Source organism: Streptomyces sp. NPDC056480 (assembly GCF_042795405.1).
Taxonomy (GTDB): Bacteria; Actinomycetota; Actinomycetes; order Streptomycetales; family Streptomycetaceae; genus Streptomyces.
This window is the reverse complement of the sequence record NZ_JBHTSA010000003.1, coordinates 88,577-111,288: the sequence shown is the minus strand read 5'-3', so window position 1 is coordinate 111,288 and position 22,712 is coordinate 88,577. Positions and strand designations below refer to the sequence as shown.

Sequence of the window (22,712 nt, the reverse complement as noted above, 5' to 3'; positions counted from 1 at the left end):
AGCGGCCTGCGCGGCCGCTCCGCCCTCAGCCTCAGACCCTGACCGGACCAAGGAGATCCGCCATCCGGGCCGCCGAGGTGCCGAGACCGGTCGGCCCGCTCCGCAGCAGCGCCGTACCGCTGCCCGCGTGCACGTCCTCCGCCGCGTAACGCCGCACCTTCCGGTGCCAGTTCAGGATGCCCGCGAGCCAGTCCTCCAGCTCCCGCAGATAGGCTCCGAAGGCCGCTCGGGCCGTCTCGTCGAGCCCGAAGTCCTGGTACATCAAAGGGACTTCACGCGTCTTGAGATGCTCGTACTGGCGCAGCCGGCCCCGCATCAGGTCGTCGACCATGGCCACCGCCGTGGGGTAGTCGCAGTCGAAGAACTTCTGCAGCACCAGAACGCCGTTGTGCACCTCGCCCTCGACCTCGATCTCCTTCTGGTACGAGAACAGGTCGTTGATCAGCGTCCCGTAGTCCATGACCGCGTTCTCCAGGGCGCGCACGGTCCCCGAGCGGAACAGCTCCGGCGGCAGCACCTCGTCGTGCCGCAACCGGGCCATCAGCATGGTCAGTTCGGAGCCGAAGGTGCTGCGGCGCATCTCGATGTAGTCGACGGGGTCGGGAACCCGGTGCTGCGCCTGGTTGTGCAGCTCCCAGAGCCAGCTGTCCAGCATCACGTCGAGCGCGTACCGCAGTTGGGCGCGGGCCTCCGGTGCCATGGGGCCCGCGGTCCGGGCCCAGAGGTCGGCGAGCGAGCGCTCCAGCGGGTTCACGGCGAGCGCCGCGCCCGCGGCCGGATCCTCCAGCGGCAGGCAGGACTTGAACCGTTCGGTCTGCTCCTTCGCACCCCGCAGGTTGCGCGAGCGGCCGAAGACGGCGGGGTAGTAGTCGTCCCCGTAGGTCCCCCAGGTCAGCCACTCGGCGCTGAGCTCCAGCTCCTCCAGGGTGGCGTCCGGATCGAGCCCGGCCGAGCACAGCGCCAGGTCGAAGCCCTCCGCCAGCGGCCGGTCCCAGAGGTCGTCCAGGAGACCGAACCGCTCGGCCCAGTCGAGCGACAGCCGGCGTGCCTCCGCGTGGTGCGGGCTGACGGTGAGCGGGTACGGCAGGTCGAACTCCGGCAGCAGCGACGGGCCCACCTGCTGGTGCGGCACATGGGTGAGCGCCCGCAGCCGCGACGCCGCCGGGCGGCCGAAGAGGGTGCGGATGTCGAGCGCGGAGGTGCCGAGGACCCCTTCGAGGTGCGAAGGGCCGCCGACCATGCCCTCGTTCATGTACCGGCTGGAGCGCATGTGCCACTCGTGGCCACCCGACTGCCAGTCCTGCAGCCCCTTCGCGTAGGCCGCGACGGCCGCGCACTCGGCGGCGTCGAGGCCCTTCTCGGCGTCGAGCAGCGGCACTTCGGTGAGGGCGGTGTTCTCGAACTGCTGGAGCCGTGAGGTCAGCAGGTCGTTGACGGCGTTCGCCGCCTCCTGGGTCGTACAGCCGAGGAACTTCTCGAGGACGAGCACGCCATTGCTGTTCTCGCCCTCGTCCTCCACCTCGCGCTGGTACGAGAACAGGTCGTTGCGCAGATGGACGGCGTCCGAGAAGGCGTCCCTGAGGACCCGCAGCGGCCGGGAGTACGCCACCTGGGCCGGGACCTCCGCCCCCGCCGCGTACTCGACGAGCCCCGCCGACCAGGGCGCGCCGCCCACCTTGCGGCGCATCTCGATGTACTCGACGGGGTTGGCGATCCGCCCGTCGTTGATGTTGTCGAGCTCCCAGAGGGACTCGTACAGCAGGTGCTCCGTCGCCTCGGCGAACCGCACCCGCCAGCCCTCCGACATCGAGGGGACGGTCCGCAGCCAGAGGTCGGCCAGTCCCGCCTCGACGGGGTTGGTGGGCTCGGGCATGCCCGCCGCCGGGTCCGCCGGCATGAACAGCGGCAGCCGGTCCAGATAGGTCTTGCCGCCCGCCCGGTCCTGGGGCCGCTTGAAGACCTCCAGGAAGTGGTCGTCGAAGAAGAAGACCCAGGTGTACCAGTCGGTGACGAGGTTGAGGGCCTCCTCGTCGCAGTCCGGATGGGTGTACGAGCAGAGCAGCGCGTAGTCGTGCGAGTCGAGGTCGTGCTGCTCCCAGACCCCCGAACCCTCCAGCATCCCCATCTCCCGCGCCCAGTCACGGGTGTGCGTGCGGGCGGCCTCCAGGTGGGGATTGAGCCGCGCCGGATACGGAACATAGAAGTCCGGCATAACGAAGGGCTGAGGCATCTGCTGAGGGGCCTTCCGGTGAGCATGGGCTGTGTCGGGCCCACCTTTACCCGTCGCCCGTACGGCGCACGCGATCTTCCGAATAGTCCTATGAACGCCGAAGGGGTGGTGCCGGATCGTTCATCCGGCACCACCCTTCGCCTTTCGGCCATGCTTTCGTCAGGACTGGGAAACCCGCACGTCAGCGGCCTTCACAAAGGCCACTCGATGGCCGAACTGGATCTGGTAGTACTGCTCCTGCCCCCGGACGACCGTGTGGCCGCTGCTGTCGAACACCGGCGCGAAGTAGTACTCGCCCGGGGTCCGGTCGCCCACCACGTACCGCTGCCCCGCGAGCAGCCGGTACGGCAGCGGCGACACCGCCTGCACCGGCACACCCGCCGGATACGCCGAGGCCTCCGGATACGCCCGCCCGTACACCGGCACCGACGCCAGCCCCTCGCGGGGCGTCAGGACGAGCCCCCGCGCGTTCACCGCGGTCGGCTCCTCCGCCGGATTGTGGAACCAGGCCTTCTGTCCGAGGTACCAGACCGCGGTCCAGTCGCCCCGGCGTTCCGCCACCGCGTAGCTCTGCCCGGTCGACGCCCGCGCCCCGGTGTCGTTGACCCCGGTGGTCGACTCCTGCCCGTCCGGTCGCAGACCGATGTCCTTCACCAGGGGCGCGTCGGCGCTCGGCCCGGTGTGCAGGCGCACCGCCCCGCTGCCGTGCGGCGCGCACGCCTCGCCGGCCGCGACACAGCCCGTGTAGACCGGCCTGTGGGACCCGAAGTCGGGCCGGATCGTCACCACACCCGCCCGGGGACCGGCGCTCGGCGTGATCGGCCTGCCGAGCAGCGTGAAGTAGTGCGCCCAGTCCCAGTACGGCCCCGGGTCCGTGTGCATGCCCTTGATCGTGGACGTCACCGTCCCCGGCACGTTGTCGTGGCCCAGGATGTGCTGCCGGTCGAGCGGGATGCCGTACCGGACGGCGAGGTACCGCACGAGCCGCGCCGACGACCGGTACATCGCCTCCGTGTACCAGGAGTCCGGCGCGGTGAGGAAGCCTTCGTGCTCGAGGCCCACGGACTTGGCGTTCACGAACCAGTTGCCCGCGTGCCAGCCGACGTCCTCGAGCGCCACGTGCTGGGCGACGTGCCCGTCGGAGGAGCGCAGCGAGTACTGCCACGAGACGTACGTCGGGTCCTGCACCAGCTTCAGGGTGACGTCCCAGGTGGCCTCGGTGTCATGGACGACGATGTAGTCGATCGACTGGGAGACGGGCCGGTTCGCCTTGTCGTGGTTGCCGTAGTCGCCGTCGCCGAACTCCTCGTAGGGCGCCGGGATCCACTCGCAGGCCACCGTGCGCGGGCACTCCACGGGACCGTCGGCGGGCGGGCGCAGGCCGAGACCGGCGACCTGTGCCGTGTCGGGCGTGACCGCCGGGGCGGCCGCGAGCGTCACCTCCTGCCCGCTGTCCGTCGTCCGGGACTCGCCGGACCGGATCACGTCGAACACGTCGTCCGCGTACCTGGCGGCGGTCGCCGAGTCGTCGGCGCCCGAGTACCGCGCCACCGCCCCGTACCAGTCGGCCGGGTCCGCGCTCGCCGGACGTCCGGACTCCCGCTGCGCTGCGGCGAGCAGCGCCGCCCCGCCCTCGATGTTCGCGGCCGTACGCGTCCGCAGCTCCTCGGCCGGAATCCCGGACAGCTCGGACGCCCGCGCCAGGGTGCGCAGCCGCGCGGGCAGCGAACCGGCCGCCGGGAGGGCGGCGGGCTCGGGCGCCCGCGCGCCGGAGCGCACGGCGCGCGAGGCGTCCCCGCGCGGGTCCTCCGCTCCCTCCGAGTGGTGCGGGGGCGCCTCGGCCAGCGCCGTCACCGCGTCCGTCAGATGCATCGGCCCGTAGCCACCGGTCACACTCGGCGCGCCGCCGTGGGCGTCCCAGCGCGACTGGAGGTACGACACGGCGAGCAGCACGCTCTCCGGTACGCCGTGCCGGGCGGCCGCCCGCGCGAACTGTTCCTGGAGGACACCCGCCTCGGGCACCTCGGCACCGGCCGGCGGGGCGCTGGACAACAGCGGGAGCAACAGGGCGGCGGACGCGAGGGCGCCCAGGGTCTTCGGCAGACGACGAGACGGCGTACGTCTGAGAGACGCGGCACGGAGCAAGGCAGCCTCCAGGGGCGGGGGGTGACACCGGGGCGTGCGGGACCGAACCCGTACAGGGGTATCGGCTCCCGGACGATCCGTCAATCACGCACACGCGCACGGAAGTTCCCACGTCAGAGCGGGAATGGAGGCCAACTGGCAGAGTTTCGCGAAGACAGGTCCCGGGCCTGGGACGCGTCAGTGGAGTGGACCAATGGCTCGCCCCGCCGAGGGCGGAGGTGCCAGTGCGCCGCGTCCCGGTGTGTCGGCACCGGGCACACGGCGCACCCCCCGTGTCGTCGGTCGGGCCCGCCAGTTCAGCGCGTCCCGACCGCCGCGCGCACGGCCCGCCGTGCCATGGCGCAGTCGTCGTGCAGCCGCCTCAGGAGCAGCCGCTGTTCCTCGCCGGGCGCGAGCGCGCCCGTGGGCACCGGTACGGAACCGGCCGGCGGAGCCTCCTTCATGGTGCGCTGCACCGCCGTCTCGTAGGTCCGGATCTCCCGCGTCAGCACGATCATCAGGTTCACCAGGAAGGCGTCCCGGGAGGCCGGGCCCGCCTGCTGGGCGAGCTGACTGATCTGGCGCCGGGCGAGCGGCGCGTCGGCGAGCACGGCCCACAGGGTCGCCAGGTCGTAGCCGGGCAGGTACCAGCCGGCGTGCTCCCAGTCGACGAGGACCGGTCCGGCGGGGGAGAGGAGGATGTTGGAGAGCAGGGCGTCACCGTGACAGAACTGGCCCATGCCCTGGCGGCCGCCCGCGTGCGCCAGACCGTGCAGCAGCTTCTGCAGGTCGTCCCGGTCCCGGTCGGTGAAGAGACCGAGCTCGTGGTAGCGGGCGATCCGGGCGCCGTAGTCCAGCGGCGCGTCGAACGTCCCGGCCGGCGGTCGCCAGGCGTTGAGCCGGGCGACCGCGCCGAGCGCGGCCCGCACATCGGCGCGGGGCGGAGCCTCGACGGGGTGGCGCGAGAGCGCCGCCGCCCGTCCGGGCATCCGCTCGATCACCAGCGTGCAGTTCTCCGGGTCGGCCGCGATCAGCCGGGGCGCCCGCACCGGTGGACGGTGGCGGACGAAGGAGCGGTAGGAAGCTATCTCGTGCCGGAACCGCTCGACCCACGCGGGGGAGTGGTCCAGTAAACACTTCGCGACCGCCGTGGTCCGCCCGGTCGTTCCGACGATCAGTACGGAACGCCCGCTGCGCCGCAGCACCTGGACCGGGTTGAACTCCGGGCAGATGCGGTGGACGGAGGCGATCGCGATCTTCAGCTGCGCCCCCTGGGGGCCGGAGAGATCGATTCTCCCGCTGATCGGCTGGGTACCCGTGCCGGCCGCCCAGCGCCTCGGCCGTACGGCCTGCGGGGCGGGTGCGAGGTAGGGTCCGGCGCCGGCCGGGACGATCCGGTGCTGCGGCCGGGGCGGGGCGGACACGGAGGACGATGCTGTGTACATGGAGGTGACAGATCCCTTCGTGTGCCGACGAGTTGCATGCGTCGCCCCGCCCGCCCCCGGTCCGCACCCTGGGGAATGAGGGCCGGTCGGCGGGGCGGGGTGGCGCGTTCCTACCTGACACCCGGGCGCGGGTGGCGGAACATCTCGCGCACCCTGGCGAAGCCTGGCGAATTGTCGCCAGGCCTATGACAGAGGGCTACTGTCAACTCAGCCGAGAACCTGGGGGCTTAGACGTGACCGGACAAACCAACACCCGCCTGGCAGACCTGTTCGGCCTGGCCGGATGGTCCAAGGGCGAACTCGCGAGACTCGTCAACCGGCAGGCGGCGGCCATGGGCCACCCCCAGCTGGCGACCGACACCTCGCGGGTGCGGAGGTGGATCGACCGGGGCGAGACCCCGCGTGATCCCGTCCCCCGGGTGCTGGCAGCACTGTTCACCGAGCGACTCGGCCGTGTCGTGACCATCGAGGACCTCGGGTTCGTACGACACGGGCGCAGCGGAAAGCGGCAGGACGTCAGGAAGACGGAGAACCCTGACGGGCTGCCCTGGGCACCCGATCGTACGGCGGCGGTCCTCACCGAATTCACGGGAATGGACCTCATGCTCAACCGACGCGGCCTGGTGGGCGCGGGTGCCGCGCTTGCCGCCGGCTCCGTACTCAGCAACGCCATGCACGACTGGCTGCAGACCGACCCCGCTCGCCAGGGAACCCCCCCACGGGCCACCGATCCCCTCCACGCCGACCCCGCTGGGTTCGACCGCTACGAGGCCGCCCCCATCGGGTCGGAGGAGATCGAGGCGCTGGAGCACTCAGTGGAGGTGTTCCGTGCCTGGGACGCCTCCCGGGGTGGCGGACTCCAGCGCAAGGCCGTGGTGGGCCAGCTCAACGAGGTGGGCGGCATGCTCGCCTACCGCCACGCCGACCACCTTCAGCGACGCCTCTGGGGCGTCGCCGCCAACCTGGCTGTCCTGGCCGGCTGGATGTCCCACGACGTGGGTCTCGAACCCACGGCACAGAAGTACTTCGTGATCGCCGCCCACGCGGCCCGCGAGGGCGGCGACCGGCCGAGGGCCGGCGAGGCGCTGTCCCGTGCCGCCCGGCAGATGGTGCACCTGGGCAGGCCCGACGACGCCCTCGACCTCATGAAGCTCGCCAAGGACGGCTCGGGCGAACGCGTCCTGCCCAGGACCCGGGCCATGTTCCACACCATCGAGGCCTGGGCGCAGGCCTCGATGGGCCGGGGCCAGGCCATGCGCCGGACCCTCGGCGAGGCCGAGGACCTCTTCGTGTCCGACCGGCGCGACGAGGAGAACCCCAGCTGGATGCAGAACTTCGACGAGGCCGACATGCACGGCATGCAGGCCCTCGCGTACCGCACCCTGGCGGATCACGACCCGGCCGCGGCCGTGCCCGCCCAGCGCCACGCCAAGCTGGCGCTCGAACTGCGGCGCGGCGGCCACGACCGCTCGAAGCTCTTCGACCACATCTCGCTCGCCTCGGCCTGCTTCATCGCCGACGATCCCGAGCAGGCCGACCGGTACGCCCGGCTCGCCCTGATGTCCATGGGAGAGACCTCGTCCCACCGCACATGGGACCGGCTCCGCGAGATGTACCGGCTGACCGGGCAGTACGCCGGGTACGCGAGGATCGAGCACCTTCGCGAGGAGATCGAGCTGGCTCTGCCGAGGTCCCCGGTCAACCGACCGAGGACGGGGCAGGCCTGAGGGGACCGAACGCCGGGGGCCGGGTCGGGGAGCCTCACGTGCGGTCCAAGCGCGCGATCGTCAACGGGCTGCCACTGAGCGGCAGTCGGGGATGTGTGCGGTCGAAGTCGGGTCCGCCGAGGCCGGGTTCACCGCGTTCAGGGCCGTCGATGACAGGGGCGATTCCCTGCGGTCGCACTGCCGTGCCACAGCGTCGTGGCGCGCCGGTGCGCTAGACCGTGCCAGGGCTCGCGGTCCTACGACGCGCCCCGCGTCCGGTCGTCTTCCGGCGGTCCTCCGGTGGTCGTCCCGTGGTTCAGTGTCCGACCCGGACCACCATCACACAGGCGTCGTCCGCACGCTGCTCCTCTCCGAACTCCTCGACCACCGCGCGGACACCGTCCTGGGCGTCCCTCGCCCCGATGAGCCGCCGGCCGAGCGCGAGCAGGCGCCGCGTGCCCGTGTCGTCGTCGGGACCGCTGCCACGGGTGAGCCCGTCGGTGTGCAGGACGAGCAGGTCACCGGGGACCAGCCGGGTTTCGGCCTCGCCGTACACGGCCCCGGTCGTGGCTCCGAGGAGGACGCCCTCGGGCCGCCGGAGGACGTGCCCCGTCCCGTCGCGGAACAGCAGCGGGGCGGGGTGGCCGGCCTGCGCCCAGGTCAGTGTCTGGGCCACCGGGTCGTAGCGGCAGCACATCGCACTGCCGAGCGCCGGCTGGACGGAGGTCTCCAGGAGCTGGTTGAGATGACCCATCAGGGCGGCGGGCCGGATCCCGGCCACGGCCATGCCGCGCAGGGCGCCGAGGAGCATGGCCATCGAGGAGGTCGCGGCGACCCCGTGGCCCGTCAGGTCGCCGACGGTGAGGAGCGCGTCCCCGTCGGGCAGGGCCAGCGCGTCGTACCAGTCGCCACCGATCAGACCGGTGCTGGCGGCCGGGAGGTAATGTGCGGCCACGTCGAGCGGGGCGGGGCCGTCGTGGGCGAAGCGGAGCGAGCCGCGCCAGGGGGGGAGCACCGCTTCCTGGAGCTCGACGGCGACCCGCCGCTCGGTCTGCTCGATGTGGCGGCTGCGCTCCAGGCTGTCCCGGCTCTCCCGGACCGCCCGCTCGCTGCGCCGCAGTTCGCTGACGTCGCGGAGCACGGCCCACATCGATGCGGTGCAGCCGTCGGCGTCGAGGACGGGCTCGCCCGTCATGTGCACGGTGCGCACGCAGCCGTCGGTCCGCACGATCCGGAACTCGCCGTCGATCGGCTTTCCGTCGATCAGGCAGTCCGTCACCATGCCCTGGAGGAGGGGCTGGTCCTCGACGAAGACCATCGTCGGCATCTCGTCCAGCGACATCGGGCCGCTCTCGCGCGTACGTCCGAAGATCTGGAACAGCTCTTCGGACCAGCTGACCTCGTCGGTCAGGAGGTTCCACTCGGCACTGCCTACGCGGGAGAGCAGGGAACCGGTGCGCTGCGGGGAGATCTCGCCGTACGCGGTGCCGGGGTCGGTGGGGAGCGCGGTGTCGGGGACCGTCTCCGCGGGCTCCTCGGTGACGAGCTGCTCGGGGGCGCCCGCGCGGAGCTGGCCCAAGTGGGCCCCGAGGTCGTCCAGTTGATGCACGGCCAGGTCGCACAGGGCGCGCTGCCAGCGCTGCTGGGGGTCGTCGTCGTTCACCACGGCTTCCCGGCGCACGGCGACGAGCTCGCCGCGCAGGCGGCGGGTCTGTGAGATCAGCGCGTCCACCGCGCCCGGCTCCGGCTGCTGGGCGGGGTGATCCGCGAACAGTGGGGACGGCATGTCGTACTCCGATACAGGCGCGGCACGGCCAGGCCAGGTGTGAAAGTGAGGCCCGCATACGACTGTTGCACAGCCCGGGACGACCCGTAAGGGATTTGGCAACACTCGATCCGGTGGTGCTTCCGGCATATGTCAAAGGCCCAGCGATTATCGGCCAGGGCGCGACGGGTTACGGTGCGGGGGTGGTGAACGACGACGGAATCGGCACGGTGAGCACGCGCAGAGCGGTCACGGGCGGGGCGGGCACGGGGACGGAAGAGGGCACGACGGGAGCCTCTGGTACGGCAGTTACGGGTGTGACGGATGGGGTGCGTACGAGGAGGACGGAAGCGGCAGGAGTGACCGGCGCGGCGGGTGTGACGCCTCAGGCTCGTGCCGGAGCTGTGGGCGTGACGCCTCAGGCTCGTGCCGGAGGGGTGGGCATGACGCCTCAGGCTGGTGTCGGCGCGCCGGGAACCACCGGCACAGGCACCGCTGCCACCGGCACCGCTGCCACCGCTGCCGCCGCCACCGGCACCGCCTTTCTGCTCGCCGCGGCGCCCGCCGGGCGCGGGCGCGCCATGGACGCCGCTTCCGTGCTGCCGGCCCTCGCGGCCGTGCCGCCCGGGGTCCTCACCGGAACCGGCACCGCCACGCTCGTCGAACTCGCCGATCCGCTCGACCCGCAGACCGTCCTCACCCGCCTGCGTGCCGCCGCCGCGAGCCCGGGTCCGCTGGTGCTCTGCCTCGCGGGGCAGCTCCATCTCGACCGTCGGCAGCAGCTGCCCCACCTCGCCCTCGCCCGCACCACCCCGGCGACCCTCCGCTACACGGCGCTGCCCTGGCACTGGCTCGCCGTCGAACTCGCCGCCCGTGCCCCCGGCACCACGACGGTCGTCGCCGACCTCGCGGCCGACCCCGCCGTATGGGAACGCCTCACCACCGCACCCGGCTTCCTGCACCTGGGACCCGGGCCGACCCTCTACGGGAGGGTGACCCCCGCCCCGCGCAGGGGCGAGCCCCTCGCTCCCACCTACCTGCGGTCCTGGGCGGAGCTCTGGCGCTCGGGAGCCCGCCTCCCGTACGCCACGCTCCACGCGGAGTCCGCCGCCCAGGCCGCCGCGACCGCGACGGGGGCCCTCCTCCTGGCTCCCGCCCCCGCCCCCGTACCGGTCGTCGAACAGGACCCGCACCCCGCGATCCTGGCCGCCGCGGCGGCCGGGCGTCACGGCGAGGCGGCGGCGGTGGCCGCGGCCTGGGAGCGCGAGGCGCTGCGCCGCCACGGGCCCCGGTCCGCGGAGGCCGTCCACTGGACGGAGGTACGGGCCGACCTCGCCCGTCTCGCGGGAGAACCCGCCCGCAGCTGCGAATTGTGGCTCGTCGCCGCCGAGGCCCGGCTCGCGCTGGGGCAGCGCACGGACGACACCGACGTCGAAGGGGCCGTGGACCGGGCCCACCACCAGTGGGAACGGATCGGCGACCGGGCACGGGCCCGCGCCCTCGGCCCGCTGCTCATCGCCCTGCGGCAGCGGGTGCCGGGCCGCCGGCCCGGAGCCCTGGCCGCACTGACGCGACGCATGACGGACTGAGCCCGCGAGAGAATCCCGTACGCGCTCGTCCCCATCCGAAAGGCCCCCGTGACCTCGCTCGCCACCACTCAGCGTTCGCTCGCCGACCCGACCGTGCGCCATCCGCTCTGGCCCCCGCTCACGGAGGGCTGCCCGATCACCTCGACCGACGAGGTCGCCTACCCCCTCGACGTCGACTATGCCTACGACGAGGTCCCCGCCGACCTGTTCACCCGCCCCGCCGCCCACGGCCTCGAACGGTGGTCCCCGCTCCTTCCTCCGCTGGCCGCACCCGGGCTCGGTGAAGGCAACACCCCGCTGGTCGCACTCCCCGACGGCGTCTGGATCAAGGACGAGTCCCGCAACCCGACCTGGAGCCACAAGGACCGTCTCAACCGGGTCGCCGTCAGCGCCGCGGTCACCTCCGGCGCCCGGGGCATCGTCGTCTCCTCCTCGGGGAACCACGGCGCGGCCGCCGCCGCGTACGCCGCCCGCGCCGGACTGCCCTGCGCCGTGTTCACCTCCCCGTACGCCCCGCCCGCAGTCGCCTCCCACCTCCGCGCCTACGGAGCGACGGTGCTGACCGTCCCGTACGAGTCGGTACGGCCCCTGATGCGGCGGATCGTCGACGAACTCGGTTTCCAGAACGTCAGCAGCGTCACGGAGACCGGCCACACCGGGCACCCCTTCGGACCCGAGGGGTACAAGACGCTCGCGTACGAGATCGCCCTCGACCTCGGCCGCGCGCCCGCAGCCGTCCATGTCCCCACGGGATACGGCGAGTTGCTCTTCGGCGTGGCCAAGGGCTTTCAGGAGCTCGTACGACTCGGGGTCACCGACTCCGTGCCCCGCCTGTACGCCACCGAGCCCGCCGCGGCTGGCGCCCTCACGGAGGCGCTCCGTATCGGCGCACCCGTCGCGCGGGTCCCCGTGGGCCCGACCACCGCGTACGCCATCGACTGCGCGTTCAACAGCTACCGCGGTGTCCTCGCCGTCCGTGAGAGCGGAGGCGGGGCCCGCACGGTGACGGACCAACAGATGGCGGCGGCCCGAGCGGAGTTGGCGGCGCAGGGGTTGTGGTGCGAGACCTCGGCGGCCGCGGGCCTCGCCGGACTGCGCGCCCACGGGCCGCGCGAGGACGACGGTCCGGTGGTGTGCGTGGTCACCTCCGGCGGCTACAAGGACGTGGCCACCGCACGGGAGACGTACGCGCCGATGGCCGCGGACTGGGCGACGATCGAGGCCTCCCTGAGGGACGCGCGGGGCGGTGGGGCGGCCGGCGGGAGGATCGGCTAGTGGCCGGGGCCGCTCCCGCCCGAGGTGGGCAGAACGACCCGCACTCCGAACTCGTAGGTCCCGGTCGCCACCGCGATCCCGATGAACAGCAGGGCGAAGTTCTCCTGACCCCGTGCCGTCGCGATCCCGCCCAGGTCGAGCAGGGCGTCGTCGGCCCAGCCGAGATCGCCGACCAGACCGCGCACCACCTTCTTCGCCTCCGCGTCCTCCCCCGAGAGGAACACCGTGGCCGGGCCCTCCAGGGAGTCCGGCGCGATCATCACCTTCCGGTCGACGGTGCAGAGCGTCTTCACCACCCGTGTCTCCGGGAACGCCCGCTGGATCTCCTCGCCCAGGCTGACGCCCGGATGCGAGAGCGATCCGTCCTCCAGGAAGCCGACCCCGACGTCGAGAACGATCCTGTCCGCGAGCACCTCCGCGCCGATCGACCGCAGCAGCGCCACGGAGGCCGTACCCGGGGTGGCGTTCACCAGCACCTCGGCGTGCGCCGCCGCTCCCGCCGGGCTGTCGACCCGTAATCCGGACTCGGCGAGTTCCTCGAGCCGCGCGAGCAGCTCAGGGTCGTCCGGCCGACGTGATCCGAGGACCACCTCGTGGCCCGTCCGCGCCCACGCCGAGGCGAGCGCCTGTCCTACGTTTCCCGTACCGAGAATTCCGATTCGCATGAGCGTCATCCTGGTGCCGCCGCCCCCGCCCGCACCTCGGCCGGGGGACCGTACCCTCGTCCGCCCCTCGTCCTAGGCCGCATCGACGGCCGGATCCGACGGACGGGTGGCGGGGCTGAGATGATCGGACGTATGACCACCTCGTCGATCCCGGCCCCGACACCGGGAACCGCCCCCCTCGCCACGGAGCGGCTCCTGCTGCGCCCCGTTCGCGCCGCCGACGTGCCGGCGGTCACCCGGCTGTGGACGGACCCCGAGGTCAGGCGTCATCTGGGTGGGCCCGTCACCGAGCAGGTCGTACGGATCCGGCAGCGGCGGGTCGTCGGGGCGCCCGGCGTGTACGCGGTGGTGCGGACGGCCGACGAGGTCCTGCTCGGCCTCGTCACGGTGGAACCCGAGGCACGGGACGGGGAGACGGAGGTCTCGTACCAGTTCCTGCCGGAGCACTGGGGACACGGCTACGCCCGCGAGGCGGTCGCCGCCGTCGTCGAGGCCACGCTCCTCGACACCCCCGGTGTGGTCGCGTTGACCCAGGAGGCGAACCACCGCTCCCGGCGGCTCCTGGAGGCCGTCGGCATGACCCATGTCTCCTCGTTCGTCGAGTACGACGCCCACCAGGTCCTCTACCGCCGCAGCCGCTGATCGCCGCCCCGGCCTCCGTCGCTCACGGCGCGGCCGTCACCGGACCTTCTCGCCCGCCGCCAGCCTCGCCACCATGCGCTCGAGACGCTGTGCCCGGCCCTTCTCGGTGCGGGCCTGCCACAGCCTCATGATCACCAGGTACCGATCGGTCTTCCCGAGCCCCTCGAAGAAGGCCCGCGCCGCCTCGTCGGCCGCCAGGGCCGCCGCGAGGTCGTCCGGTACGGTCGCCTCCGCCTGCGACGGGTACGCGGACTCCCACCGGCCGTCCGCCTGTGCGGCCCGCACCTCGGCGAGGCCCGGCTCACGCATCCGGCCCGCCGAGGTGAGCACCGCGACCTTGCGGACGTTCACCTGCGACCAGAGGCTCCGGGACCGGCGCGGCGTGTACTTCTGGAAGTAGTAGGCCCCGTCGCCGCCCTTGCGCTGGCCGTCGATCCAGCCGAAGCACAGCATGCAGTCGAGGATCTCCGGATTCGTCAGCGACTCGCCCCCCTTGCCCTTCTTGGCGATCCTCAGCCAGACCCCGGGCCGGTCGGCGTGGTGGCCCTCCAGCCACGCCTCCAGCTCCTCGGTCCGCGTGACGGTCATCAGCTCGAGTCCCTCGTACTGCTCCACCGGAGCGGTCCCCCTGTCGTCGCCCTGCCCTCGCGGCCTTCGCCGGCCGTCACCCGTCGTCGTCGTTCCGCGTCGCTCGTCGCTCCCCGACGTCGTACGGGAGCGCGCACGACCACGATATTGCTCCGCGGCGCGCTCGCCCGGTCCCCCGCCCGGTGCGGTGCGGAGCCCCGTACCATCTGACCCATGTCCTTCCTGGTGATCGGCGAATGCGTCGCCGACATCGTCCGCGCCCCGGCCGGCTCCGACGCCGCCGACCGCGTCCATCCCGGTGGCAGCCCCGCGAACGTCGCCTACGGCCTGGGGCGGCTCGGCAGGGACGTCACCCTGCTCACCCAGCTCGCCGACGATCCGACCGGCCGGCTCATCGAGGCCCACCTCGAGAGCGCGGGCGTACGGGTGGAGGTCGGCGACGTGCCCGCACGCACCCCGTCGGCGGTCGTCGGTCTCGACGCGCGCGGCCATGCCTCGTACACCTTCGACATCGCGTGGACGCTGAAGGGCGGGGCGCCGGCCGACCTGGCGCCCCGCCATGTGCACATCGGTTCGATCGCCGCCGTCACCGCGCCCGGCGCGGCCGCCGTCCTCGCCGAGACCGAGCGGCTGCGGGAGCGTGCCACCGTCAGCTACGACCCCAACGTGCGGCCCGCACTGATGGGCGAGCACGGCTCGGCCGTGACCCGGGTCGAGCGCTGTGTCGCCCTCAGCGACCTGGTCAAGGCGAGCGACGAGGACCTCGCCTGGTTGTACCCGGGCGAGGATCCGCGTACGGTCGCCGCCCGTTGGCTCGCCCTCGGCCCGGCCGTCGTCCTCGTCACCCTGGGGGCGGCCGGATCGTTCGCCGTCACCCGCCACCGCACGATCGCCGCCGAGGCGCAGCCGGTCACCGTCGTCGACACGGTCGGCGCGGGCGACTCCTTCATGTCCGCCGTTCTCGACGCACTCGCCGGGCGGGATCGGGACGCCCTCGGCGCACTCGGCGCCGAGGACCTCGCGAGCCTCTTGGCAAGGGCGGGCGCGGCAGCGGCCGTCACCGTCTCCCGGTCCGGCGCCCGGCCGCCCGACCGGGCCGAACTGGACGCCGCCCGCGAGACGTTCGCACTCAGATCCGTGCGTGCGTGGTGATGTCCGAGGCGAACTGCTCGACCATCTCCGGAGTGACCGTCGGCCGGCACTCGCCGATCGCCGCCAGATAGTCCGCGGTGCTCGCCCCGGGCACCGGACCCTCGACGCCCCGCCCGCCGACGGCGAGCAGATCCCGCTCGAAGGAGGCCTGGGCGGCGATCCGGGCCGCGTGCTCGATGTCGGCCGGGGTGAACAGGTCGCTCGCCAGGACCAGTTCGTCGATGTCGACGTCCGTCCTGCCGTCGGTGTACCGGGACCAGATCGCCGCACGCGCGGCCTTGTCCGGCGTACCGATCGGGATGAGGTAGTCGAAGCGGCCGGGCCGCAGGAACGCCGGGTCCAGTGAGCGGATCGAGTTGGTGGCGCAGACGAGCAGCCGCTCGTCCCGCTCCCTGAACCCCGGTATCAGCTTGAGGAGTTCGTTCGTCACCCCGTGCATGCCACCGGGCTGCGCGGGCTCCGAGCGGACGGGCGCGATCTCCTCGACCTCGTCGATGAAGACGAGCACCCGCTCCAGCTCCGCGATCCGCGCGAACGCGGACCGCAGGGCGGCGGCGAGATTCCCCTCGTCGGCGAGGCGGGACGGCAGGATCTCCACGAACGGCCAGCCAAGCCGGGAGGCGACCCCGCGGGCGAACGTCGTCTTGCCCGTACCGGGCGGTCCGAACAGACAGACCGCGCGCGGCGGCCGCACCCCGTGCCGGCCGGCGCGCTCCGGCTCGGCGAGCGGCAGCACCACCCGGCGCTCGATCAGATCCTTCTCCCGCTCCATGCCGGCGACCTTGGCCCACAGGTCACCGGGCAGGAGCCGGCCGCCCAGATCGTCGAGGAGTCCGGCGGCGGGGCCGTGCAGCGGCTCCACCTTCTCGAAGTACGCGACGGCCGGCTGGCGTGTGTACCCGGCGTTGAGGAGACCCTCGCCGAGCAGCTCCTCCTCAGGCAGGACGTACGCGATCCGCCCGACCCTGGCCGCCACCAGCCGCCGCTCCAGCTCCACGAGGAGCGCGCTGGCGAGACCGCGGCCGCGCCAGGCGGAGGAGATCGCGATCCGCATGACCCAGGCCCGTTCGCCGGAGACGGAGGCGAGGGCGGCGCCGATGGGGACGCCCTGGTGGACGGCCACCACGGCGGGCTGGCGGGTGGTCAGGGCGCCGATGCACTCGGCCAGCGAGAACACGGACTCCTGACCGAGCTCCGCGGTCGTGTCGATCAGATGGACGACGGCGGCGAGATCGCTCTCGCGGTAGTCGTGGATGTGCCAGTTCACCGGTGGTACCGCCCCTCGTTGGTGCCGTTGCGGCGAGGCTAGGCGGGTCCTTCGGTCCCGGTCGTGCGCCATCCTGCACAAGGCGGCCCGGGCGAACGCGCCGCGGCGGCTCTATGCGGCGGCACCGTGGCGCGCGACGACGTGCCCCGAGCGGTACGGGGGAAGGCCCCCCGGCATGCGGAAGGCCCCCGGAGGATTCCTCCGGGGGCCGCATGCGCGTGACGAGGCCTGCGACAGGCCGGACCGTCGACGGGCCGGACCTTCAGCGGGCCGATGCCTTCGGCGGGTCGGGACCCGCCGCGAGGGGGGACCGTCAGTAGGCCGGGGCCAGCTTCGGGTTCGGGCCGTGCGCGTTCTCGTGCTGGTCGCCCTCGGTGGCCGCGAAGACGATGAGGACGATGAAGCCGACGATCGGCACCAGGCCGATGAGGACCCACCAGCCCGAGCGGCCCGTGTCGTGCAGACGGCGGACGATCACACCGAGGGACGGCAGGAAGACGGCGAGCGAGTAAAGCGTGCTCAGGAGCGTGAAGTCGAGAGCAAAGCCGATGATCATCAGCACGACCGCGATGATGAAGTTGAACAGCTCGAACATCCAGAATTCCTGGCGGCGCGCCCGGCCGTTGAAGACCGCGTACTTCTTGATGACATCGAGGTACCAGTTCACTTTGTCCCCCCAAGGACTGGGTATGCGAGCGGGAGCCTGTCCCTGTGGAGCAAGCTTTACGCAGAACTTAGGTGGCTGAAACCATGTGGGTCAATTCGTTACCGGGCGGTGGCCGTTCCGGGGCGGAAAACAGTGAACGGCGGCGCCTCCGGGGGTGGAGGGGCCGCCGTTCCGGGAGAGGATCAGTGGGTCACGTCCTTCGCTTGGTCATGAGCAGTCCGCCGGCCGTGAGGGAGAACAGGCAGACGCACGCGCCGGTGATGACGTTGCTGAGGATGGTGCCGGTGTCGGGGCTCGACCCGACCACCCACGGGGCGACGATCAGCCACGCACCCATCAGCAGGACGACGAAGTTGAGGTCCTGGGACCGCTCGGGAACCATCGACATGCACAGGCCGAGGACCGCGAGGGCGATGCCGACGACCAGGTTGCTGATGGCGAGCGCGGGCTGGGTGGCGGAGAAGTGGACCGTCCACGCGGAGATCGCGGCGTAGATACCGGCGAGGATCACGAGTTCCTCGACCGCCGCGACACCTCGGGTCTGGAGCATACGGGCATATCGGTCCCGCATTTCCGGCGCATCGGGGTGTCCTGCGATATCACCAGGACGGTGAGAGACGTCGGCCATACGACTCGCCTCCTTCTGGCGTCGTGCACGTCTGACCGCATGTGCGGCACATGCTGCCGCTGCTTCATTGTGCTCTTATCTGGCCTTTATGTGTAGGTCTGCCCGGTAAGGGATGCGCACAGAATTTGACCTGCGGATATGCGTGGATCCACCAAATGGCGATCCCCGTTCAACAAAAATTCAATGCACATATGAACGACCTGTGGCATGGGTATGCGTCCGTATGCAGAGGTGCCTGCCGGAATGCCCCCGCGTAGCCTGGAAGTGGACTCGGGGATTCCGTCCTTCCATCGCCGGGAGCGAATGATGACCGGCATCGTCAAGAAGAGCTTCGACGCGGCGGACGAGACCCGCCCCTTCGAGGACGGCAAGGGCAGGCTCGACCTGGTCAGCGGCAGGAGCGGCGCGGTCGGCCGCGCCGTGTTCGAGCCGGGCTGGCAGTGGACCAAGCACGTCAAACCGATCGCCGGCACCGACAGCTGCCAGGCGTCGCACGTGGGATACATCGTCAGCGGCCGGATGAAGGTCGTCATGGACGACGGCGAGACGACCGAGTACGGCGCCGGGGACTACATGGAGGTCCAGCCCGGGCACGACGCGTGGGTCCTCGGTGACGAGGCCTGCGTCGCGCTGGACTGGACGGGTTTCGGCGACTACGCGAAGCCGTCGGGCTGACCGGGCGAGCCCTTCGGTCTCCCCGCGTGACCGTCGTCGCCCCCGGTCAGCGATGGCCGAACCGCACCCCCTCCCAAGGAACCCGGCCGTCCGGGAACGACTCGGGACGCCGCTGGTCCAGACTCCGTGAAGGGGCCGCCTCGATCACCGGCACGGTCCCCTCGACCCGCAGCAGCCACTCGGTCAGCGCGTCGCGCAGGCCGTCGGCCACCTCGCGATGGGAGGCGAGACCCACCAGGTTCTCCAGCTCGTAGGGATCGGCCGCCAGGTCGTACAACTCCGTCTCCCGGTAGACGTCGGCGGCCGCCTCCCGCCAGGGGTCCACCCCGGGCGGCGCCGACACCACGTACTTCCACCGCTCGGTCCGCACCGCCCGCCCGACCTGGTCCTCGCTGATCTGGACGAACGCGGATGCCGGCCGGCCCGGGTCGGTCCCGCCGCCGACCAGCGGCAGCAGCGACCGGCCCTGCACTCCTTCCGGTACGTCGAGTCCCACGGCCTCGACCAGGGTCGGCATCAGGTCGGCCGTGGACACGGGCTGCCGGACGAGCCCGCCGCCCCGGAAGCCCGGGCCGGTCAGGACCCACGGCACCCGCACCGAGGCGTCGTGCGCCGAGCGCTTGTACTCGGAGTTGCGGGTGCGGAAGTGGGAGCCGTGGTCGGCGGTCCAGGCGAGCACGGTGTCGTCCTCGACGGCCAGGCTGCGCAGGGCGTCACGCAGCCGCCCCACCCCCTCGTCCACCCGCTTGACCTGGCCGAGGTAGCCGCCGAGATGCCGATGGGCTCCGCCCTGCGGAGCGGACGGGCTCAGCGCCGCGAGGTCCGGCGGCAGCCACCGGCCCTCGTACCGCTCCCGGTATCCGGCGGGCGCGGGGTAGTCGTCCGTCGCGTTCTGGTGGTGGGGTTCGAGAAGGGAGAGGAAGAGCAGGAACGGCCGGTCGTGATGGTCGGCGACGAAGCGGATCGCCGCGTCGACGAGCGCGTCCGAGCGGTAGCCCGGCAACCGGACCGGCTCGCCGTCCTCGTCGAACACCACCGTGCGGTGGGCGTCCGAGGTGAACTCGAGCCGGTCCGAGGCCAGCCAATGGGTGTAGCCGCCCCGCCTTCCGGGCGGCACCGGCCCGTCGGGCGAGGCCTCGCCCGCCAGGTGCCACTTGCCGATGTACCCCGTGACATAGCCCGCCGCGCCGAGGACCGAGGCGAGGGTGGGCGTGTCCGCCGGCAGCGGGAGGCCGTTGCGGAAGACCCCGGTGGAGGTCGGCCAGCGGCCGGTCTGCAGCGCCGAACGGGCGGGCGCGCAGACCGGATTGGGGGTGATCGCCCGTTCGACCAGGGTGCCCTCGCGGGCCAGCCGGTCGAACTCGGGCGTCACCCCGGCCGGATTGCCGTGGGCGCCCGTGGTGTCCCACCGCTGCTGGTCGGTGAGGACCACGATCACCCGGGGCGGGACGCCGGTCATACGGCGGCGGGCTCCTCCGTCGAGTCGCCGGAGGCGATGCCGAACGCCGGGTCCGGGACGGACTCGGGCGCGAGGAGCACCGAGGAGCGTCCGTCCGCGCCGACCGGCACGTCGCCGTCGATGGTCACGCGGCGCAGCTTGCGCACGTGGTCGTCGGAGTCGTCCACGCCGTAGTGCTGGGTGGCGCGGTTGTCCCAGATCGCCACGTCGCCGACCTGCCACTGCCAGCGCACCGTGTTCTCCGGGCGCTCGACGTGCGACTGGAAGAGGCCCAGCAGGGCGCGGGAGTCGGCGCCCGTCAGACCGCTGATCCGCTGGACGAAGTTGCCGAGGAGCAGGGTCCGCTCGCCGGTCTCGGGGTGGACCCGTACCACCGGGTGCTCCGTGAGGAACTTCGTGGAGGCGAAGATCTCGCGGAAGCGGGCGAGCTGCTCCGGGAGGGCACCGGGGCGCAGGGCCGCGTAGTCGTAGTCGTTGGAGTGCACCGCGCGCAGGCTGTCGGCCAGGGCGCGCAGCGGTTCGGGGAGGTTCTTGTACGCGGTGGCGGTGTTGGCCCACAGGGTGTTGCCGCCGTACGGCGGGATGACCACCGCGCGCAGGATCGAGAAGGCGGGGTAGGCGGGCACGAAGGTCACGTCGGTGTGCCACTGGTTGGCGCGGCCGCCGTAGTCCGAGTCGATCGGGAAGGAGTAACGGCCGTCGGCAGAGGGGACGGTGGGGTGGGCGACGGGTGTGCCGAGGAGCCGGCCGAAGGCCTCGTGGGCCTCCTCGTCGAGGTGGTCCTGGCCGCGGAAGAAGACGACCTTGTGCGCGAGGAGCGCGGAGCGGATCTCGGCCACGGTCTCGGCGGGCAGGTCGCCGCCGAGGCGGACGCCGGAGATGACGGCGCCGAGGCGGCCGCCGACCTTCTGGACGGTGACGGACTCGGTGGTGGTCGCGGTCGACATGGTGGGTCCTTTCATGGGTCCGGTACGGGTTCCGGACAGGTGTCGGACGAGGGCCGGGCGGGGTGTCGGACGAGGCCCGGACGGGTGTCGGAGGGGGCCCGGGCAGGCTCTGGGCCCGATTAATCTCGGAGCGGAAGTAATGAGGAGGCGGGAAGCCCCGGCGAGGGCCGAAGAGGTCCCACCGGGGTCTCACGCGTCCTTCGAGCGCCACGACGGGCCGGGCGGCGGGCCGACGGGCCTCGGGGCGGGATGCGACGTGCGAGAGCCGGAGCGGCGTACCGCTCACAGGAAGGGGTCGCGAGGATCAGACGCCGGAGACGGCGGGACAGGAGGAGGTCGCGAACATGTCCCGGAGACTCGCAGCGCCCGCCTGGGGGCGTCAAGCACCGGTCGACTCCCCGAACGGCCGCCCCCGATGGTTGAATCGGCGCCGGCCCGGCGCTGCCGAACCGGCCTGACTCGTCCCGTCGAACCGCCTTTGACCTGTGGTGACTTCCCGTCGCGGCGGGAGCGGGAGGAGCGCCGACGGCAGGCCGGCGGTGCCCGTGGCGAGCACCACGGGATTTCACACCACCGCAACAGAGACCAGAGAGGCACCCATGACGAGGAACACTCCGCACGGTCCCCGGATGGCCGGCGACGGCCGACGCGAGGCCAACGCCGCCACCGTCCTGCGGACCGTCCTCGACCACGGACCGGTGGCCCGCAGCGCCGTCGCCCGGCTCTCCGGCCTCAGCCCCGCCGCCGTCTCGCGCCAGGCCACCGACCTCACCCGGCTGGGTCTCCTGCGCGAGCTGCCCGAACCGGCCGGCAGCGGGGGAGTCGGGCGGCCCCAGATCCCCGTCGACCTGCACATCGGTGCCTCCGGCGGACCCGTCGCGGGCGGGGTCCATCTGGGCGTCCCCGGTTCGACCTTCGCCCTCGTCGACCTGCGCGGACAGGTCCTGGCCCGGCACTCGTACCCCCACGACGGCATCACGCCGGACGGGCTGCCCGCTGCCGTCGCCGACGAACTCCGTGGCTTCCTCGACGCGCACACGAGGGGCCGGCCGCTGCTCGGGGTCGGCGCCGCGGTCGGCGGCTGGGTGGATCCCGCCGAGGGGGTGGTCGTCCGCCACCAGGCCCTGGGGTGGCGCCGCCGGCCGCTCGCCGCCGAACTCGCCCGTGGCCTCGGCGGGCACACCGTGCGCGTGGACAACCACGCCCGCTCCATCGCCCAGTCGGAGATCCTCTTCGGCCGGCCCGCCGCCCGGCGGAGCCTGGTCCACCTGTTCATCGGCAACGTCGTCGACGCGGCCGTCGGACTCGCCGGGGTCGTCCATCAGGGGCCCGGGGCCGCGGCCGGTGACGTGGCGCACCTGCCCGTGCCGGACTCCACCGTTCCCTGCCCGTGCGGACGTTCCGGGTGCCTGGAGGCGACCGCCTCGAACACCGCGCTGGGCCGCACCGCGGTACGCCGTGGGATCGTGCCCGAGCCCGACACCTCCCTCGTGGTGGATGCCGCGGCGGCGGGGGACCGGCGGGCCGACCGGCTGCTGCGCGAGCGGGCCCGTGCGGTGGGCCGCGCCGTCGCCCTCCTGCTCGACGTCGTCAACCCCGATCTGGTCGTGGTGACCGAGCAGGCGAGCGTCCTCGCACCGGAGTACCTGGAGGAGATCCGGGGGGCCGCGATCGACCTCTCGCACGTCTGCGACGATCCCGAACGCATCGTCAGTCCGCATGCTGGACCGGCCACGCTGCCCGTCGCGGCGGGCACGGTTCTGCTGAATCCCCTGTTCAGGAGGCCCATTGAGACCATCGCCGAGCTGTTCCCCATGGAGGGTGGCAGCTGATGTCGTCTCAGAATGCGGTCAAGCCCGGTTGACCACCCCGCGAAGCCACTGCCATA

General features: G+C 72.5%; 18 protein-coding genes. 7 read left to right on the top strand and 11 right to left on the bottom strand.

Features of this window, described 5'->3' with window-relative positions:
• Positions 1-31: 31 nt before the first annotated feature.
• From ACFQ79_RS02890 to ACFQ79_RS02880, 3 genes are all read right to left on the bottom strand, one after another.
• Positions 32-2,230 carry a germacradienol/geosmin synthase gene (locus tag ACFQ79_RS02890; RefSeq protein ID WP_383579037.1) on the bottom strand — a complete coding sequence of 733 codons (2,199 nt, stop codon included), beginning with the start codon at positions 2,228-2,230 and terminating at the stop codon, positions 32-34.
• Between the two features lie 159 nt (positions 2,231-2,389).
• Complete coding sequence (locus tag ACFQ79_RS02885) at positions 2,390-4,321, bottom strand: N-acetylmuramoyl-L-alanine amidase (RefSeq protein ID WP_383579104.1); 1,932 nt, start codon at positions 4,319-4,321, stop codon at positions 2,390-2,392.
• Between the two features lie 350 nt (positions 4,322-4,671).
• Positions 4,672-5,799 carry an aminoglycoside phosphotransferase family protein gene (locus ACFQ79_RS02880; protein ID WP_383579036.1) on the bottom strand — a complete coding sequence of 376 codons (1,128 nt, stop codon included), beginning with the start codon at positions 5,797-5,799 and terminating at the stop codon, positions 4,672-4,674.
• 233 nt (positions 5,800-6,032) lie between these two features.
• Here ACFQ79_RS02880 and ACFQ79_RS02875 point away from each other — a divergent pair, with 233 nt between their 5' ends.
• The gene (locus ACFQ79_RS02875) at positions 6,033-7,526 is read left to right on the top strand and encodes a hypothetical protein (protein WP_266974490.1); all 1,494 of its coding nucleotides are present in this window, start codon (positions 6,033-6,035) and stop codon (positions 7,524-7,526) included.
• Positions 7,527-7,821: 295 nt separating this feature from the next.
• Here the strand turns inward: ACFQ79_RS02875 and ACFQ79_RS02870 are convergent, their stop codons facing one another.
• Entirely contained in the window at positions 7,822-9,291 is a 1,470-nt protein-coding gene (locus ACFQ79_RS02870) for a PP2C family protein-serine/threonine phosphatase (RefSeq protein WP_383579035.1), read from the bottom strand.
• Positions 9,292-9,713: 422 nt separating this feature from the next.
• On the opposite strand from ACFQ79_RS02870, the gene ACFQ79_RS02865 reads away from it, so the two are divergent.
• Together ACFQ79_RS02865 and ACFQ79_RS02860 are read left to right on the top strand one after the other, a co-directional pair.
• Entirely contained in the window at positions 9,714-10,859 is a 1,146-nt protein-coding gene (locus tag ACFQ79_RS02865) for a hypothetical protein (RefSeq protein WP_383579034.1), read from the top strand.
• Positions 10,860-10,892: 33 nt separating this feature from the next.
• Positions 10,893-12,134, top strand: coding sequence for a pyridoxal-phosphate dependent enzyme (locus tag ACFQ79_RS02860; protein ID WP_383579103.1), 1,242 nt, complete (start codon positions 10,893-10,895; stop codon positions 12,132-12,134).
• Here ACFQ79_RS02860 and ACFQ79_RS02855 read toward each other — a convergent pair.
• A complete protein-coding gene (locus tag ACFQ79_RS02855; protein ID WP_383579033.1) occupies positions 12,131-12,808 on the bottom strand; it encodes an NADPH-dependent F420 reductase in 678 nt (225 codons plus the stop codon). The two genes, ACFQ79_RS02860 and ACFQ79_RS02855, sit on opposite strands and share 4 nt — an antisense overlap.
• 123 nt (positions 12,809-12,931) lie before the next feature.
• Between ACFQ79_RS02855 and ACFQ79_RS02850 the strand changes: the two genes are divergently transcribed.
• On the top strand, positions 12,932-13,441 hold the full coding sequence (locus tag ACFQ79_RS02850; protein ID WP_383579032.1) for a GNAT family N-acetyltransferase: 510 nt from the start codon (positions 12,932-12,934) through the stop codon (positions 13,439-13,441).
• 36 nt (positions 13,442-13,477) lie between these two features.
• Here ACFQ79_RS02850 and ACFQ79_RS02845 read toward each other — a convergent pair whose 3' ends face one another.
• A complete protein-coding gene (locus ACFQ79_RS02845; protein ID WP_383579102.1) occupies positions 13,478-14,029 on the bottom strand; it encodes a YdeI family protein in 552 nt (183 codons plus the stop codon).
• A gap of 213 nt (positions 14,030-14,242) precedes the next feature.
• Here ACFQ79_RS02845 and ACFQ79_RS02840 point away from each other — a divergent pair, with 213 nt between their 5' ends.
• Positions 14,243-15,181: a carbohydrate kinase gene (locus ACFQ79_RS02840; RefSeq protein WP_383579031.1), complete on the top strand. Its 939-nt coding sequence runs from the start codon at positions 14,243-14,245 to the stop codon at positions 15,179-15,181.
• Here ACFQ79_RS02840 and ACFQ79_RS02835 read toward each other — a convergent pair.
• The 3 genes from ACFQ79_RS02835 to ACFQ79_RS02825 form a co-directional block, all read right to left on the bottom strand.
• The gene (locus tag ACFQ79_RS02835; RefSeq protein WP_383579030.1) at positions 15,159-16,448 is read right to left on the bottom strand and encodes an ATP-binding protein; all 1,290 of its coding nucleotides are present in this window, start codon (positions 16,446-16,448) and stop codon (positions 15,159-15,161) included. The two genes, ACFQ79_RS02840 and ACFQ79_RS02835, sit on opposite strands and share 23 nt — an antisense overlap.
• Positions 16,449-16,761: 313 nt before the next feature.
• Positions 16,762-17,115 (bottom strand): DUF805 domain-containing protein, encoded by a 354-nt coding sequence (locus ACFQ79_RS02830; protein WP_383579029.1) that lies wholly within the window; start codon positions 17,113-17,115, stop codon positions 16,762-16,764.
• Between the two features lie 190 nt (positions 17,116-17,305).
• Positions 17,306-17,665: an SPW repeat protein gene (locus tag ACFQ79_RS02825; protein ID WP_231076223.1), complete on the bottom strand. Its 360-nt coding sequence runs from the start codon at positions 17,663-17,665 to the stop codon at positions 17,306-17,308.
• A 384-nt stretch (positions 17,666-18,049) separates the two neighbouring features.
• Here ACFQ79_RS02825 and ACFQ79_RS02820 point away from each other — a divergent pair, with 384 nt between their 5' ends.
• Complete coding sequence (locus tag ACFQ79_RS02820; protein WP_383579028.1) at positions 18,050-18,418, top strand: cupin domain-containing protein; 369 nt, start codon at positions 18,050-18,052, stop codon at positions 18,416-18,418.
• Between the two features lie 46 nt (positions 18,419-18,464).
• Here the strand turns inward: ACFQ79_RS02820 and ACFQ79_RS02815 are convergent, their stop codons facing one another.
• Together ACFQ79_RS02815 and ACFQ79_RS02810 are read right to left on the bottom strand one after the other, a co-directional pair.
• Positions 18,465-19,877 (bottom strand): sulfatase-like hydrolase/transferase, encoded by a 1,413-nt coding sequence (locus tag ACFQ79_RS02815; RefSeq protein ID WP_383579027.1) that lies wholly within the window; start codon positions 19,875-19,877, stop codon positions 18,465-18,467.
• Positions 19,874-20,824 (bottom strand): TauD/TfdA dioxygenase family protein, encoded by a 951-nt coding sequence (locus ACFQ79_RS02810; RefSeq protein WP_383579026.1) that lies wholly within the window; start codon positions 20,822-20,824, stop codon positions 19,874-19,876. Before ACFQ79_RS02810 ends, ACFQ79_RS02815 begins: the two co-directional genes overlap by 4 nt.
• Positions 20,825-21,423: 599 nt before the next feature.
• Here ACFQ79_RS02810 and ACFQ79_RS02805 point away from each other — a divergent pair.
• Complete coding sequence (locus ACFQ79_RS02805) at positions 21,424-22,656, top strand: ROK family protein (protein ID WP_383579025.1); 1,233 nt, start codon at positions 21,424-21,426, stop codon at positions 22,654-22,656.
• The last annotated feature ends 56 nt before the right edge of the window (positions 22,657-22,712 follow it).

Coding starts and splice junctions, on each gene's coding strand:
- ACFQ79_RS02840 (WP_383579031.1), top strand. CDS start 14,243: ATGTCCTTCCTGGTGATCGGCGAATGCGTCGCCGACATCGTCCGCGCC.
- ACFQ79_RS02825 (WP_231076223.1), bottom strand. CDS start 17,665: ATGCTCCAGACCCGAGGTGTCGCGGCGGTCGAGGAACTCGTGATCCTC.
- ACFQ79_RS02805 (WP_383579025.1), top strand. CDS start 21,424: ATGACGAGGAACACTCCGCACGGTCCCCGGATGGCCGGCGACGGCCGA.
- ACFQ79_RS02870 (WP_383579035.1), bottom strand. CDS start 9,291: ATGCCGTCCCCACTGTTCGCGGATCACCCCGCCCAGCAGCCGGAGCCG.
- ACFQ79_RS02880 (WP_383579036.1), bottom strand. CDS start 5,799: ATGTACACAGCATCGTCCTCCGTGTCCGCCCCGCCCCGGCCGCAGCAC.
- ACFQ79_RS02820 (WP_383579028.1), top strand. CDS start 18,050: ATGACCGGCATCGTCAAGAAGAGCTTCGACGCGGCGGACGAGACCCGC.
- ACFQ79_RS02810 (WP_383579026.1), bottom strand. CDS start 20,824: ATGTCGACCGCGACCACCACCGAGTCCGTCACCGTCCAGAAGGTCGGC.
- ACFQ79_RS02845 (WP_383579102.1), bottom strand. CDS start 14,029: ATGACCGTCACGCGGACCGAGGAGCTGGAGGCGTGGCTGGAGGGCCAC.
- ACFQ79_RS02850 (WP_383579032.1), top strand. CDS start 12,932: ATGACCACCTCGTCGATCCCGGCCCCGACACCGGGAACCGCCCCCCTC.
- ACFQ79_RS02865 (WP_383579034.1), top strand. CDS start 9,714: ATGACGCCTCAGGCTGGTGTCGGCGCGCCGGGAACCACCGGCACAGGC.
- ACFQ79_RS02855 (WP_383579033.1), bottom strand. CDS start 12,808: ATGACGCTCATGCGAATCGGAATTCTCGGTACGGGAAACGTAGGACAG.
- ACFQ79_RS02815 (WP_383579027.1), bottom strand. CDS start 19,877: ATGACCGGCGTCCCGCCCCGGGTGATCGTGGTCCTCACCGACCAGCAG.
- ACFQ79_RS02890 (WP_383579037.1), bottom strand. CDS start 2,230: ATGCCTCAGCCCTTCGTTATGCCGGACTTCTATGTTCCGTATCCGGCG.